We start from the raw sequence: 13,243 nt of genomic DNA on the forward strand, positions 1-13,243 counted from the left end.
CGCTGCTTAAGTTTTTTTGCCAAACTTAGCCTTCAAAGCTTCAAGCGTCGGTGCGGATTTTTGCATTTGAGGGTCTCGCGCGCGCTGACCGATCTGCGGCGAAGCCTGGAGCGGACGAATCTTTGCGTTCGGCGATCGCCCTCCTGCTTCCTTCCCGGTCCGCATCGACAAACTAATCCGTTTTAGCGGTTCGTTCACCTCCAATACCGTCACCTTAACCACCTGGCCCACTTTCACGATCTGATTGGGGTCGGAGACAAATTTATCCGCCAATTGGGATACGTGAACCAGCCCATCCTGGTGGACGCCAATATCCACAAACGCGCCGAAATTCGCCACATTGGTCACCACTCCTTCTAAACTCATCCCCACTTGAAGGTCCTTCATTTCAGTAATGTTGTCCTGAAATGTCGCGTACTTAAACTCCTCGCGCGGATCGCGGCCCGGCTTTTCTAACTCCGAGAGAATGTCCCGCAGCGTCGGTTCGCCAATCGTTTCAGTCGTGTAGGGCTGAAGCGGCTTTCCCTTCAGTCGTTCTGGGATTTGCGCGATCTGGGCCAGCGGAACGCTCAGATCCTTCGCCATTTGTTCGACGATAGGGTAGCTTTCAGGGTGCACTGCCGTATTGTCTAAGGGATTTTTGCCATCGCGAATCCGCAGAAATCCGGCAGCCTGCTCGAAGGCTTTTGGTCCCAATTTTGGAACCTTTAGCAGTTCTCGTCGCTGCTCGAACGCTCCGTTCTGATTGCGGTAGGCCACGATATTGTTGGCGATCGCCTCCGTTATCCCCGACACAAAGGTCAGCAGCTCTTTAGAGGCAGTGTTGAGATCGACCCCCACAAAGTTCACGCAGCTTTCGACGGTATCTTCCAGTTTGCGCTTGAGCAGCTTTCGATCCACATCGTGCTGGTACTGACCCACCCCGATGGACTTGGGGTCGATTTTGACCAGTTCGGCCAAAGGGTCTTGCAGGCGTCGCGCAATGCTGATGGCACCGCGCACCGTCACGTCTAGGTCGGGAAACTCGGCGATCGCCACTTCGCTGGCGGAATAGACCGAAGCCCCAGCTTCGCTCACGATGACCTTGATGGGTTTGCGCTCTAGCGTTTTGAGGACTTCGCCGACGAATACATCCGTTTCGCGGCTGGCGGTGCCGTTGCCGATCGCGATCAGTTCGATGTTGTGTTTTTCGATCGTGCGTTTGAGCGTCTGGGCGGCATTTTGGCGCTGCGCGGCGGACTGGTGCGGAAAAACCGCCTGATATTCTAAAAATTTGCCCGTAGGGTCGAGGGCAGCCACTTTACAGCCCGTCCGAAAGCCCGGATCGACTCCCAAGGTCGGCTTCATTCCCGCAGGGCTAGACAGCAGCAAATGCCGCATGTTTGCTGCGAAGGTTTCAATGGAGGCCAAATCTGCCGCCCGCTTGCACTCGCTGCGAATGTCGTTGAGCAATGAAGGCTTGATCAAACGATTGAAGGCATCCTTCAACACCTCTTGGTAAAAGGTGCGGACTTCCGGCGTCCGGGTATGAATTTCGCCCTCTGCCATATCGGAAAGCAGGCGATCGCCGTCAAACTCGATCTCCACCTGCAAAATGTCTTCGGCCTCGCCGCGATAGAGCGCCAGTAAATTGTGGGGCGCAATCTGCGGAATCTGGGCCTGAAAGTTGCGATACATTTCGTATTTGGTCGAGCCTTCGGGCCGATCGCCTTTCATGCGAGAGGCAAACGAGCCCGTCTGGAAAATCTGCTTGCGCAAATAGGCGCGGAGTTCTGCTTTGTCGGCGATCGCCTCGGCCAAAATATCCGATGCTCCCTTGAGCGCCTCGGCAGGCGTCGTAATGCCCTGTTCTGGGTCGAGATACTTCGCCGCTTCGGTTTCCAGGGATTGGGGCAGAGCGTTGGGTTGATTGAGGGCTTGAATGAACAGGGCCAGCGGTTCCAAGCCTTTTTCGCGGGCGATCGCGGCTCTGGTGCGGCGCTTGGGCTTGTAGGGCAGGTAGAGATCTTCAAGCTCTGTTTTTTGCAAACAAGCTTCGATTTTTCCCCTTAATTCATCGGTGAGTTTTCCTTGCTGCTCGATCTCGGCTAGGATGCTGGCTTTGCGGTCTTCTAGCTCGGTAAGGTAGGCGTGGCGTTCGGAGAGTTGCCGCAATTGGGTTTCATCCATCTCGCCCGTACGCTCTTTACGGTACCGCGCGATAAAGGGAACGGTTGCGCCTTCTTCAAATAGCTCGAGCGCGCTTTGCACCTGAGATATGTTGAGAGACAATTCCTGCCCTAACACCCGAACGAGGTTCAACATTAAAAGCAAATCCTAGACGGTACACACCCTCTAGGATATCGCTAACCATTCCAAGCGCTCGCGCAGCCGCAAAAACGAAGCCGATTAGCGGCGGCGACCGCCTGAAAAGGAACGACCGCTGCCAAAAGAGCGGCTGCTGCCGAAACCAGAGGAAGGTCGTCGATAACTGGTGGAAGGTCTAGACCGTTCTAGGTTGCTCGACCCAAATCCCCTCCCCGTCGAACGTTGATTGGACGAGCCGCTAACGCTCCTCCGAGGGCCAGACGAACTGCCAAAACCCGTCGTCCGCCGTTGTTGAGTCGTTCGATAGGCCGTGCGGTTGCGCTCCACTGCCGGAGCTTGGTTGTAGCGCTGTCGATACGCTGAAGTTGCCTGTCCGTAAGAACTACCATAGCCTCCAAAGCCAGATAGCCCGCCCCCGCCGGGTTGGTACAGCGGCGGCACGTAGTATTGAGGTCTAAACAGGAGATTTCCGACTACTTGTCCGGCCAACGCCCCTGCAAAAGGCGACCAAAAATTAGATTCCTGCCGCACCACGCGCTGCTCGACCTCACCCGTTTGCGGGTTTTGAGCTTGTTCTACCACGTTGTGGACGTACTCCAACTTAAAGTCCTTAGGAATGTGTAATGCAGCTTGTCCGTCTTTAACTTGTAAATAAGGTTCCTGAGAGGCCGAAACCTCCTCAGGCGTGAGCTGGGCCATCTGAAGTTTGTCGGTACGGAACGTTGCGGAGGTTCCTGGAGGCGTGTTTAACAGAAAAAGCGTGTATTCGCCATTGCCATCGTTATAGGTGGCCTGCTGCACGTCGTACTTACCATCGGCGATCTTTGTCGCCCCTTGGCGGTTTGCTGTATTGGAGGCAGATTGCGGGAGTTCCCTACCCCCTTGGGCCGTTCGGTCGGGTGTTGGACCGCCGCAAGCGATCGTGGTTAAGCTCAAGAGTATCGCCATGCCCAAGATCGCGAATCGACGCAATCTAGCAGACGAGAACTGTGTGAGGAAGCCTCTAAACATGGCAGGTTTCATGGAATAAAATACCTATGGTTTAAGACTGTAATCGTGCGCGGTCGGGACGTGTAACGCCCTAAAGAGGGATGAGTTCGGGGAAATTAACTAAGATTTGATCTGGTGTCAATTCATCTCCCAACTGAGCGGGCGAAAAATGAATCTGAACCGCCCTGAGCGCGTTCTGATAGTGCAAATTGATCAGCGCCTTTAAACCCTCTTTCAAAGCTTCTACGTTGGAAAGGTCTGATTCGAGTTCGGGTACTTCGCCTTCGTAGGCAACGGTCAGCATCACGATGATGTTTTGGGTGATAGGCACCACTAAAGGATCGTTTTTTTGCCCTGAAGTGCTGCTCAAGTCGGGTTGGCTGAGGTAGCGCTGGGCGGAGTCGGTAAATAACTCGTTCACGAAGTTTCCAGCTTCCCCTTCATCCCAAAATACATCTCCTTCATTGGCCGCAGACCGCCAGTAGGTATCGGACTGAAGCAAATTCTGGCAGATTTTCTCCAGCTCTTCACCGAGGACCTGCATGTCTCCCTCTGCTTCATCGGCCATGAATGCTGCTTGGTTGAGCGCCCCTAGCAGTGGGGCAACCTCATTGCCCGCAAGGTGAAGGAACAGACGGCACACTACATAACGCGTGCGGCCACTAAACTGATTGATGCGATCGCGCCAAGAAGTCACGCTATTACCTAACTCTAGTAGACTCGATCCTATCGTTTCTAAATCGACTCTATAGTACGGCTTTTACACCTTACAGGTACGTAGATTTGCCCTAAACGTCAATCTCAGACGGCATTATTGCAGGCTTACATACAGAAATTTTCCAAAACTTTGCTCTACCGCTGGGAAGGGTGACGCTCCGCGCAGCGTCACCCTTAAAGGTCGCTCTGCCCATAAATCATTTAGGATGGCTGTAAGCAAATTTTAAAATTATCGCTGCGTCATCACCAAATCTTTCATGGTTTCCATTGCGCGCAAAAACCTGTTTCAAGACCTTCCCCGCTTCATCGTGGCTCAAGCAGGCATCATGTTTGCGGTGGGCCTTGTCACGATCCAAACAGGCTTGCTCAATGGATTTACGCGCTCCTCTAGCTTGCTAATCGACAGTGCCAGTGCCGATCTATGGCTGGCTTCTAAAGATATCCGTCACCTCGACTTTACCCTACCCATTCCCTACGAAAGCCTGAAGCAAGCCCAAAGCGTCAATGGCGTCGAACGAGCAGAAGCGCTAATTACGCAAGGTTCGGTCTGGCGCTACGGATCTAATGGCACCTCTACCTCTAGTGCGATCGCCCCCATTCGCATTATTGGCTTCGATCCAGATGGAACCCTATTTCGTCCTGCCCCCATCGCTGAGGGTCAGTTAAGCAGCATCAAAAAGCCCTATAGCATTTTTATCGATCGAGTCGATCTCAATACTTTAGATGTTAAGGGCATTGGCGACACTGCTGAAATCGGTGCTTACAAAGGAAAGATTGTAGGGTTAACTGAAAAAATCCGATCGATTGTATCGAGTCCTTACGTCTTTACATCCTTACCAACGGCGAAAGCCTTCCTCACCTCAGCCATTGTCGAACCCAAGGCAACGCCACCGACCCCACCAGCGTTACGGGATGAGGATCGGGTGACCTTCATCCTGATTCGGGCAAAGCCAGGGGTCGACCTCGAGCAGCTTAAGAACCGCCTCGAATCAGCCGTACCCGATACCAGAGCCTTAACCCAAGCAGAACTCACCACCCTTACCCAAGATTATTGGCGAGATAGCACTGGAGTCGGCTTTATTTTAGGTCTAGGCGCAGTCGTCGGCGTGATTGTTGGCACCGTGGTCGTCGGTCAAATCTTGTATTCGTCCGTCACCGATCACTTGAAAGAATACGGAACGCTAAAGGCAATGGGGTCCTCAGATTGGTTCATTTACCGAATTATCTTGGAGCAAGCGCTCTGGATGGCAATCCTCGGATACCTCCCAGGCATGGGTATCGTGCTCCTCGTCGGGGGATGGACCCAAAAAGCGCAGGCCGTGCAGATTTTAGTAGGCCCAATGACTGCTGGCGGTGTTTTGGTCCTGACCATCGTGATGTGCTGCGGAGCCGCTATTTTTGCAATTCAGAAAGTGACGCAGTTAGATCCGGCGATGGTATTTAAATCCTAATGGTGGAGGAAATTAAAATAGTGAACTGGGTAACATTACTGAAAGACCGTTGCCATATCAGTCAAGCTTTTATCTGTAAGCCTTGTCTCGAGCACGATCGCGGTGCGCCTCGGAGCAGTCCACGTGAATAGGTTCGCTGAACTCATTCCTCACGCGAGAGTAAAGTTACCGAGACATCGCTCATGCCGTTTCCTTTTATGACTCGATCGAAGCCAAAGTCGGTGGAATTATTGCCTGAGTACGCCCTCTGCGCCGAAAACATCGAGATGACGTTCCCAACCGGAGATCAACCCCTCAAGGTTCTCAAGGGAATCGATCTCAACATTAAGACTGGCGACATCCAGCTGTTGATGGGTCCCTCCGGCTCCGGCAAGACGACGCTGCTCTCTATTTTGGGAGGAATACTCACGCCGACAGGGGGTGATGTATTTCTATTAGGCCAAGAAATTACGGGCCTGTCTCGCCATAAACTGGCTCAATTTCGCCTGAAAAATATGGGTTTTATTTTTCAGGGGTTTAATTTGTTCCCTGCCCTCACGGCAGCAGAGAATATCGAAACAGCGTTGAACCTCAAGGGGTTGTACGGTCGAGAAGCCCGACAGCAGTCCTTAAAACTGCTCGATCATGTCGGGTTGTCGGATAAGAGCCAAAGCTTACCGTCAGATTTATCGGGAGGGCAAAAGCAACGCGTGGCGATCGCCCGCGCGTTGGCGGGCAAACCGCGCCTCATTTTTGCCGACGAACCCACGGCAGCCCTCGATTCCCAGCGCGGTCGTGCGGTGATTGAATTGCTGCGATCGCTCGCCAAGGAAGAAGGCTGCACGGTCGTCATGGTGACCCACGACCCTCGGATTATGGATATTGCAGACCGAGTGGTTTACGTTGAAGATGGCATGATTTCTCCAGAACCTCCAGGCGGTTCGAGCGTTCCTTATTCTTGACGGGGGAGAAATGCGAGCTTTCATCACAGGCGCGACGGGTTTTGTCGGGGCTAACCTAGCCCGCCTTTTGCTAGAGCGCGGCTATGAAGTTAGAGCCTTGGCTCGGCCCGAAAGCAACCTCAATAACCTGAAAGGGCTTGGCATCGAATTGGTGGAGGGAGATCTCTGCGATCCATCCTTAGCCACGCTCATGCAAGATTGCCAAGTTGCCTTTCACGTCGCAGCTCACTATAGTCTGTGGCAATCCGATCGCGAACAACTCTATCACAGCAATGTTTTGGGGACTCGTAATATCTTGGCGGCAGCTCGCGAAGCAGGGATAGAGCGGACGGTCTATACCAGTTCCGTAGCCGCCATTGGCGTGCCAAAAGATGGACGCATTGCCGATGAAACCTACCAAAGCCCCGTCGAAAAGTTGATCGGGGATTATAAAAAGTCCAAGTACTGGGCCGAACGAGAAGCCCATGAAGCAGTGCAGAACGGTCAGGACGTGGTGATCGTGAATCCCAGCACGCCCATTGGCCCCTGGGATCTCAAGCCCACCCCCACCGGGGACATTATTCTGCGATTCCTGAGGCGACAGATGCCTGTTTACCTCAATACAGGCCTAAACCTCATCCACGTCAAGGATGTGGCCGAGGGGCATCTATTGGCATTGGACAAAGGTAAAACGGGCGATCGCTATATCTTAGGCAATGAAAACGTAACGCTCCAGCAAATGCTGGCGATGCTTTCCAAACTGACAGGACTACCTGCGCCAAAGTCTACAATTCCAGCCTGGATTCCGCTCGGCGTTGCCTGGGTCGATGAAAAAATCTTAGCGCGTCTGGGCAAGAAACCTTCTGTCCCTTTAGATGGCGTGCGAATGTCTCAGCAAATGATGTTTTACGATGCCACTAAAGCCCAGCAGCAGTTGGGGCTTCCTCAAACATCCATCGCAACCGCACTCAAAGAATCTGTTGACTGGTTTGTCAACCATCATTACGCCACGCTCAAAGAATCGAAGGATTGACCCTCAGCAAAGGGTCTTCGCCTTGCGGCCATTCCATACAGTTAGATTGTCAGGAGGCAGGCGAGGGGAAATAGTAAATACTCCAGAAAAAATAGCTTCCAAATAAATTGGTAAAACTGGCTAATGCTGCGATTGTCCTCCAGATCGACCCTAGAACTGCGGAGCCAGAGCCAGACCAGCAACCCCAAATGGGTAGCGATCGAAAATAAAGGCTGCACTGGGATAGAACCCAAGGCCGCCGCTGCAATCAGCAAAAGATAGCCCCCGGTCAGCACCCAAAGGGCCAAATTAAAGACCGCAGGAATCCCCAACCGCAGAGCGAGGGTGCCGATTTGAAACAGCCGATCGCCCTTGGCATCCGGGATGTCTTTGAAAATGGCGATCGCAAAGGCAAACAGAATCACAAAGGCCGTCAAAGCCCACACCTGGAGCGGAATTGCGCCAGACCCGCCCAAGTGTTCCTGAAAGTGTAGAAAAAAACCTAGATTCACCACTAACCCGCGCACCCCAAAAATACAGAGGGCCGCCCAAAAGGGAAACCGCTTCAATCGCAAAGGAGGCAGGGAATAGGCAGTGCCGATGCCGATGCTAGCCAGCACGGTCAAGAATAGGAATTGCCCCCCCATCGCGGACAGGACAAGGGCTAAAATCCCCGTCGCGATGACGATGGCAACCCCTTCCGTCCGGGAAAAATCGCCGGAGGCGAGGGGAAGGCCGGGCTTATTCACGCGATCGATTTCGACGTCTTTGAGCTGGTTGAGACCCACAATATAAACATTGGCGCACAGGCTAGGGATTAACGCGCTCAGGATTAACCCTATCGTTTGCGGCCAGGGGATTTGAGCGATACTCGCTAAACCGCTGCCCGATCCTTTGGCTTGGAGCGAAGCGGCAAGGGCGATCGCCGCGAGACCCAGCACGCTCAGACTGGTTCCAATAATGGTATGGGGTCGAGAGAATTTCCACAGCGTCTGTAACCACTGGATCCACGGTTGGAAGTACTTTGGCAAAACGTTTAAACCCATACAACTTAAGATTTGGTGGCGCTGAGCAGACCGTACCGCACCAACCCTTGACGATAGCCTTGGGACATGAGTCCTAAGGCAAACGCGCCCTGAAGGGTCATCCAACCCGCGCTTAAAATTTTGAATGCGGTGGCGGGGTTCAGGGCCGATGCAATCACTTCGTCCCAAAAGGGAGCAACGGCATCGGACCAATCTGCTGTTTGAATGTGCTGAAAATTGAGGCTTTGGGCAATATCGGCATAGTCCGGCAGCGAAATAATGTAGGGCAGGTGATACACGCTATAGATTTTATTGAGGAGGCTTTGTTCCTGAGGGGTCAAGGCGTCTTGAGGCGAAGTCAACGGTCGATGGCACCAAGTGACCAGAATCAAAGTCCCGCCCGGCTTTAGGACTCGAAAACACTCCTGCAAAAACTGCCGTTTATCCGGCATGTGCTCCCCGCTCTCTAGGGACCACACCAGATCGAACGCGTTGTCGGCAAAGGGCATATCCAGGGCATCGGCGACCTGGAACTGAGCTTGGCCCGACAGGTTGGCCTCCTGGGCGCGGGCGATCGCCCGATTCGCCTGAACGGGACTGAGGGTGATCCCAGTGGCTTTGGCATTAAATTTCTGAGCGAGATAGAGCGAACTCCCGCCAATACCGCAGCCTACGTCTAAGAGATCGGTCACCGCTCCCGGCTTCGCCCAAGCCAGAAGTTCTTCAATTAGGTCGATTTGGGCTTGTCTGCGTTCGCCCCTGCGTTTTCCATCTGCACCATAATAGCCGTGGTGCATGTGCTCTCCCCAAATCTGTTCCCACAGACCAGAGGAAGTGTCGTAAAAGGTTTGAATGCGTTGCGACAGGGTTGAGGTCATAGTTAGCAATCTAGGATGTTCGCAACCTTTCGGAGCTGGGATCACTATAACGTGGAATCTAAGACGACAAGAATTTAGCCTGAACGCCGACGCGTAATACCAAATCTACTTGTCGTGGCTACACATCAAGATCCCCCTAAATCCCCCTTTTTAAGGGGGACTATGAGTGAATTCCCCCCTTTTTAAGGGGGGCTAGGGGGGATCAGATGTGTAGTGAAATTTTGCAGAATTGGTATAAAGCCATGGATTGCTCAGCAAGACCCCGACCGCCAACATGAAACTTGCCTAGATTAGCAAAGGCAGAGATAGAACGATTCTGCCAGCCGACAGATCAAGTACCCAACGCCCGAATCAACTCTTCCCCCATGGCCTGACAGCCTAGAACCGTGGTACCTGGAGATTGGATATCGATGGTGCGATAGCCTGCTTCTAATACCTTCTGCACGGCTTGTTCGATGCGGTTAGCAGCCTCAGGTTGGTTGAGGCCGTAGCGCAACATCATCGCAGCGCTCAACACCTGAGCGAGGGGGTTCGCTTTATCTTGACCCGCAATATCCGGTGCGGATCCGTGGACGGGTTCGAATAATCCAGGCCCGGAGGCTCCCATGCTGGCGGAAGGTAACATGCCAATGCTGCCCGTGAGCATGGCGGCAATATCGGACAAAATGTCGCCAAAGAGGTTGCCCGTGACGATGGTGTCAAACTGTTTGGGCGCGCGGACCAACTGCATGGCAGCGTTATCGACGTAAAGATGGGTGAGTTCTACGTCGGGGTACTCGGCGGAGAGGGCCGTAATGCGATCGCGCCAAAGCTGCGACACTTCCAAGACGTTGGCTTTGTCCACGGAGCAGAGCTTGCGGCTGCGCTTGCGGGCGGTTTCAAAGGCAACGCGACCGATGCGATCGATTTCGGAATCGCTGTAGGCCATGGTATTGAAGCCCCGCTGTTCTCCGGTTTCGGTGGCAAAAATGCCGCGCGGTTTTCCAAAGTAGATGCCGCCCGTGAGTTCGCGCACTACCATCAGATCGACGCCAGAAATCACTTCTGGTTTGAGGCTAGATGCATTAATGAGTTGGGGCACAATTTGAGCTGGACGCAGGTTTGCAAAGAGTTCTAGTCCGGCGCGCAGGCCCAACAGCCCCGTTTCGGGACGCAGTTCGCGGGGAAGGGCATCCCACTTGTAACCGCCGATCGCCGCCAAGAGCACGGCATCGCTATTGCGGCATTTGTCTAGGGTTTCCTCCGGTAAGGGTTGCCCCACGGCATCCACCGCAGCGCCTCCCACCAACGCCTCCTGAAAGGTAAAGCTGAGGTTGCCCTGGAGTGCCGCAACCGTTTTGAGGACATCCACGGCGACGGCCATAATTTCGGGTCCGATGCCGTCGCCGGGCAGTAGGGTAATGCGGTATTCCTGAGTCATGGGTTGGGTTTCGGCAATGATGGTAGGAGGCGATCGCTGTTTTTACAGACAGCTAACCATCATAGGACGATTTGCGGTGCGCTGGATGAAGGAATTTCTGGCCCCGCACAGGGTGATCCGAGACACTTCAATCGATCCGAACGATCGCCGATCGCCCCTGCGTTGGCGCATCGCTCCAACGGCTGAATCCCGCGATAGTAAGCGTATTCACCGTTCAGGAGACACCCATCATGATTCGTCGAACATGGCTTGTATTAGGATTGGTTGGCGCGGGCGCGATCGCCCCGTTCTTGATTTCTCCCGCCCATGCCTGCACCCCGCATCCCGACAACCCCAGCGGCTGCGATCGCATTAACCGTCGGTATAACATTCCCGCGGTTGGCAGCGGCGGCTGGGATGACCCTTGGCCCCCTAACTGCCCCCAATGCGGAAAGTTGAAATTAAACCGAGAGGACTTGATATTACCTGCCGACCGATTCCGGCCCCAGGGCAATTTTGGGCAACAAATGCTAAACCCTCAACCGCTCCCGCCCAAGGCAGTCCAAACTCCGTACTAGTTCGAGGAGAAGGCAGGCAACGGTCTGCTTTCTCTTTCTGCTCCGGCTGTCGGAGAGATAGGATGCAGCATGCCAAACTGAGCCGACTTTTTCTTGCACTGGTTTTCATGAACCTCAAGTGAGGGCTGGGGCTGAAGCGCTTGAGGCGAGGGGCGGCGTGGATGCGGTCAAATCATTTGAGCAACTCGGACATGAATGGAATATTAAGTGAAATACATACCGAGTAGGAAGTTTCAATCTTAAGATCCCTCATCTGAGTCCCCAAATCAGAAAATTACTGGATAATATTCTCTGGTCGAAGTTATCCGATTTTAGTTAGAGAATGGCCCTATTTTGGAGTTAGCATACGTCATTCACGTAGTACATAGTTATTTCGACTTGCCACTTATACACATTAAAGTGCTTGAGTACCCTACGTGGATTCTATGAAATCCGACAAGCTGGCGGAGATGTAGTTCGAACCTCTGGTCGTAGCCCAAATCACGCTACTCTGACAGGATTAAGCCCGGAAAAAATCAGCGATTTGCTAACTCCAACAATACCGAATCCATCCCGAAAACTAACCTGATTGGAGATTTTCCATGAGTTATCCAAAAGTCTACGCTGATTTTCATAATGCCGATGTCAATGGTCGTCTTCGCTTGAATTGTGTAGGGACAATCGAAGATCTGAGCCGTTTGCATATTGAATTACGGGATGGTCAGCCATTGACCCTTTATAGCGAAGCCTTAGAGGCGGATGGCGTAGTGCAGTATTCCGATGAAGAACATCTTTGGGTCGCATTAATTGACTGGGACGCGGTACGCGAGATTGAAGAGGTAGCAATTTCGGTCAGTCGATAGTGCGAGAGCGAATACTGCATTTCAAGATGCCAACGCATGGGGCCATGGGGCGACTATTGCATGCCAACTAACGTTCGCTGTCTAGCATTTGCATTTGGTCCTCGCTGTAGCGAGTTCCCGCGATCGCCGTAGCAGGAATTGCATCTTCAATATGCGTCAACTCCTCGGTCGATAAGCGAACCTGGACGGCTGCCAACGATTCCGACAGTTGAGATAGTTTCCGAGCACCAATCAGCGGAATGATTTTTGGGTTTTTGGCCAGGACCCAGGCGATCGCAATTTGGGACGGCGTTGCGCCCTTCTCTGCTGCAATTTTCTTCAACTCGTCAATCAAAGGTTGATTCTTGGTCAGATTTTCGCCGCTAAAGCGAGGCAGATGGGCGCGAAAATCATTGGGCGCAGTCGGCGCAGAGCCGCTCAGCAAACCCCGAGATAGCACGCCATAGGCCGTTACGCCAATACCCAGTTCGTCAAGCACGGGGAAAATCGCAGTTTCAGGGTCGCGACTGATCAGAGAATATTCAATCTGAAGATCGCAAATAGGGTGAACGGAATGGGCGCGGCGAATCGTGTCTACCCCCACCTCCGATAGTCCGATATGACGAACATACCCCGCTTTGACCAGATCTGCGATCGCCCCAATCGTCTCCTCGATCGGAACCTGCGGATCGAGACGGGCAAGGCGGTAAATGTCGATATGGTCTACGCCCAAGCGAGTCAGACTATAGGCCGCAAAGTTTTTGACCGAGTTGGGTCGCCCATCGACGCCAATCCAGCCGCCCTCTGGAGAGCGTAACGCCCCAAATTTGACAGAGAGCATCGCGCGATCGCGACGGTCCTTGAGCGCCCGACCAATGAGCATCTCATTATGGCCGCAGCCATAGAAATCGCCAGTATCCAGCAGGTCGACACCGTTGTCCAGAGCCGCATGAATCGTGCCAATGCTCTCATCGTCATTGGTTGCGCCATACATGCCAGACATGCCCATGCATCCCAGGGCAAACGGAAAAACGGTTGGCCCTGTAGCGCCCAGTTGTCGAGGTTCGATCGAACGCTCTGTCGTCATAGGTTTTGGTCAAATCGATTGGATTTGTCTTTAGTCTAGTCGCGCAGAACGTAAAACA

At 53.2% G+C, this 13,243-nt stretch carries 13 protein-coding genes; 5 read left to right on the top strand and 8 right to left on the bottom strand.

Going from position 1 to position 13,243, the window contains the following annotated elements; translation table 11 throughout:
• Positions 1-6 precede the first annotated feature (6 nt).
• The 3 genes from R6H26_RS04680 to R6H26_RS04690 all read right to left on the bottom strand — a co-directional run bounded on the left by R6H26_RS04680 (position 7) and on the right by R6H26_RS04690 (position 3,994).
• On the bottom strand, positions 7-2,304 hold the full coding sequence (locus tag R6H26_RS04680) for a Tex family protein (RefSeq protein WP_404788762.1): 2,298 nt from the start codon (positions 2,302-2,304) through the stop codon (positions 7-9).
• A gap of 84 nt (positions 2,305-2,388) precedes the next feature.
• The gene (locus R6H26_RS04685; protein ID WP_404788764.1) at positions 2,389-3,255 is read right to left on the bottom strand and encodes a hypothetical protein; all 867 of its coding nucleotides are present in this window, start codon (positions 3,253-3,255) and stop codon (positions 2,389-2,391) included.
• A gap of 133 nt (positions 3,256-3,388) precedes the next feature.
• Positions 3,389-3,994 (bottom strand): DUF1517 domain-containing protein, encoded by a 606-nt coding sequence (locus R6H26_RS04690; protein ID WP_404788766.1) that lies wholly within the window; start codon positions 3,992-3,994, stop codon positions 3,389-3,391.
• A 277-nt stretch (positions 3,995-4,271) separates the two neighbouring features.
• Between R6H26_RS04690 and R6H26_RS04695 the strand changes: the two genes are divergently transcribed.
• The 3 genes from R6H26_RS04695 (at position 4,272) to hpnA (ending at position 7,418) form a co-directional block, all read left to right on the top strand.
• Entirely contained in the window at positions 4,272-5,465 is a 1,194-nt protein-coding gene (locus R6H26_RS04695; protein ID WP_404788768.1) for an ABC transporter permease, read from the top strand.
• 182 nt (positions 5,466-5,647) lie between these two features.
• The gene (locus R6H26_RS04700) at positions 5,648-6,406 is read left to right on the top strand and encodes an ABC transporter ATP-binding protein (RefSeq protein ID WP_404788770.1); all 759 of its coding nucleotides are present in this window, start codon (positions 5,648-5,650) and stop codon (positions 6,404-6,406) included.
• A gap of 10 nt (positions 6,407-6,416) precedes the next feature.
• On the top strand, positions 6,417-7,418 hold the full coding sequence (gene hpnA / locus R6H26_RS04705; RefSeq protein WP_404788772.1) for a hopanoid-associated sugar epimerase: 1,002 nt from the start codon (positions 6,417-6,419) through the stop codon (positions 7,416-7,418).
• Positions 7,419-7,459: 41 nt separating this feature from the next.
• On the opposite strand, the gene R6H26_RS04710 is transcribed toward hpnA, so the two are convergent.
• The 4 genes from R6H26_RS04710 to R6H26_RS04725 form a co-directional block, all read right to left on the bottom strand.
• Complete coding sequence (locus R6H26_RS04710) at positions 7,460-8,443, bottom strand: homogentisate phytyltransferase (RefSeq protein ID WP_404788774.1); 984 nt, start codon at positions 8,441-8,443, stop codon at positions 7,460-7,462.
• Positions 8,444-8,448: 5 nt separating this feature from the next.
• Positions 8,449-9,300 (bottom strand): methyltransferase domain-containing protein, encoded by an 852-nt coding sequence (locus R6H26_RS04715; RefSeq protein ID WP_404788775.1) that lies wholly within the window; start codon positions 9,298-9,300, stop codon positions 8,449-8,451.
• 331 nt (positions 9,301-9,631) lie between these two features.
• On the bottom strand, positions 9,632-10,720 hold the full coding sequence (leuB, locus tag R6H26_RS04720) for a 3-isopropylmalate dehydrogenase (protein ID WP_404788777.1): 1,089 nt from the start codon (positions 10,718-10,720) through the stop codon (positions 9,632-9,634).
• 42 nt (positions 10,721-10,762) lie between these two features.
• Positions 10,763-10,891 (bottom strand): hypothetical protein, encoded by a 129-nt coding sequence (locus R6H26_RS04725; protein ID WP_404788779.1) that lies wholly within the window; start codon positions 10,889-10,891, stop codon positions 10,763-10,765.
• Positions 10,892-10,950: 59 nt separating this feature from the next.
• Here R6H26_RS04725 and R6H26_RS04730 point away from each other — a divergent pair, with 59 nt between their 5' ends.
• Together R6H26_RS04730 and R6H26_RS04735 are read left to right on the top strand one after the other, a co-directional pair.
• A complete protein-coding gene (locus R6H26_RS04730; protein ID WP_404788781.1) occupies positions 10,951-11,277 on the top strand; it encodes a hypothetical protein in 327 nt (108 codons plus the stop codon).
• A 581-nt stretch (positions 11,278-11,858) separates the two neighbouring features.
• Positions 11,859-12,119 carry a hypothetical protein gene (locus R6H26_RS04735; protein ID WP_404788783.1) on the top strand — a complete coding sequence of 87 codons (261 nt, stop codon included), beginning with the start codon at positions 11,859-11,861 and terminating at the stop codon, positions 12,117-12,119.
• A gap of 67 nt (positions 12,120-12,186) precedes the next feature.
• On the opposite strand, the gene R6H26_RS04740 is transcribed toward R6H26_RS04735, so the two are convergent.
• A complete protein-coding gene (locus R6H26_RS04740; protein WP_404788785.1) occupies positions 12,187-13,185 on the bottom strand; it encodes an aldo/keto reductase in 999 nt (332 codons plus the stop codon).
• Between the last annotated feature and the right edge of the window lie 58 nt (positions 13,186-13,243).

The sequence above is a fragment of the Altericista sp. CCNU0014 genome, from assembly GCF_044923475.1.
Classification (GTDB): Bacteria; Cyanobacteriota; Cyanobacteriia; order Thermosynechococcales; family Thermosynechococcaceae; genus JAAURS01.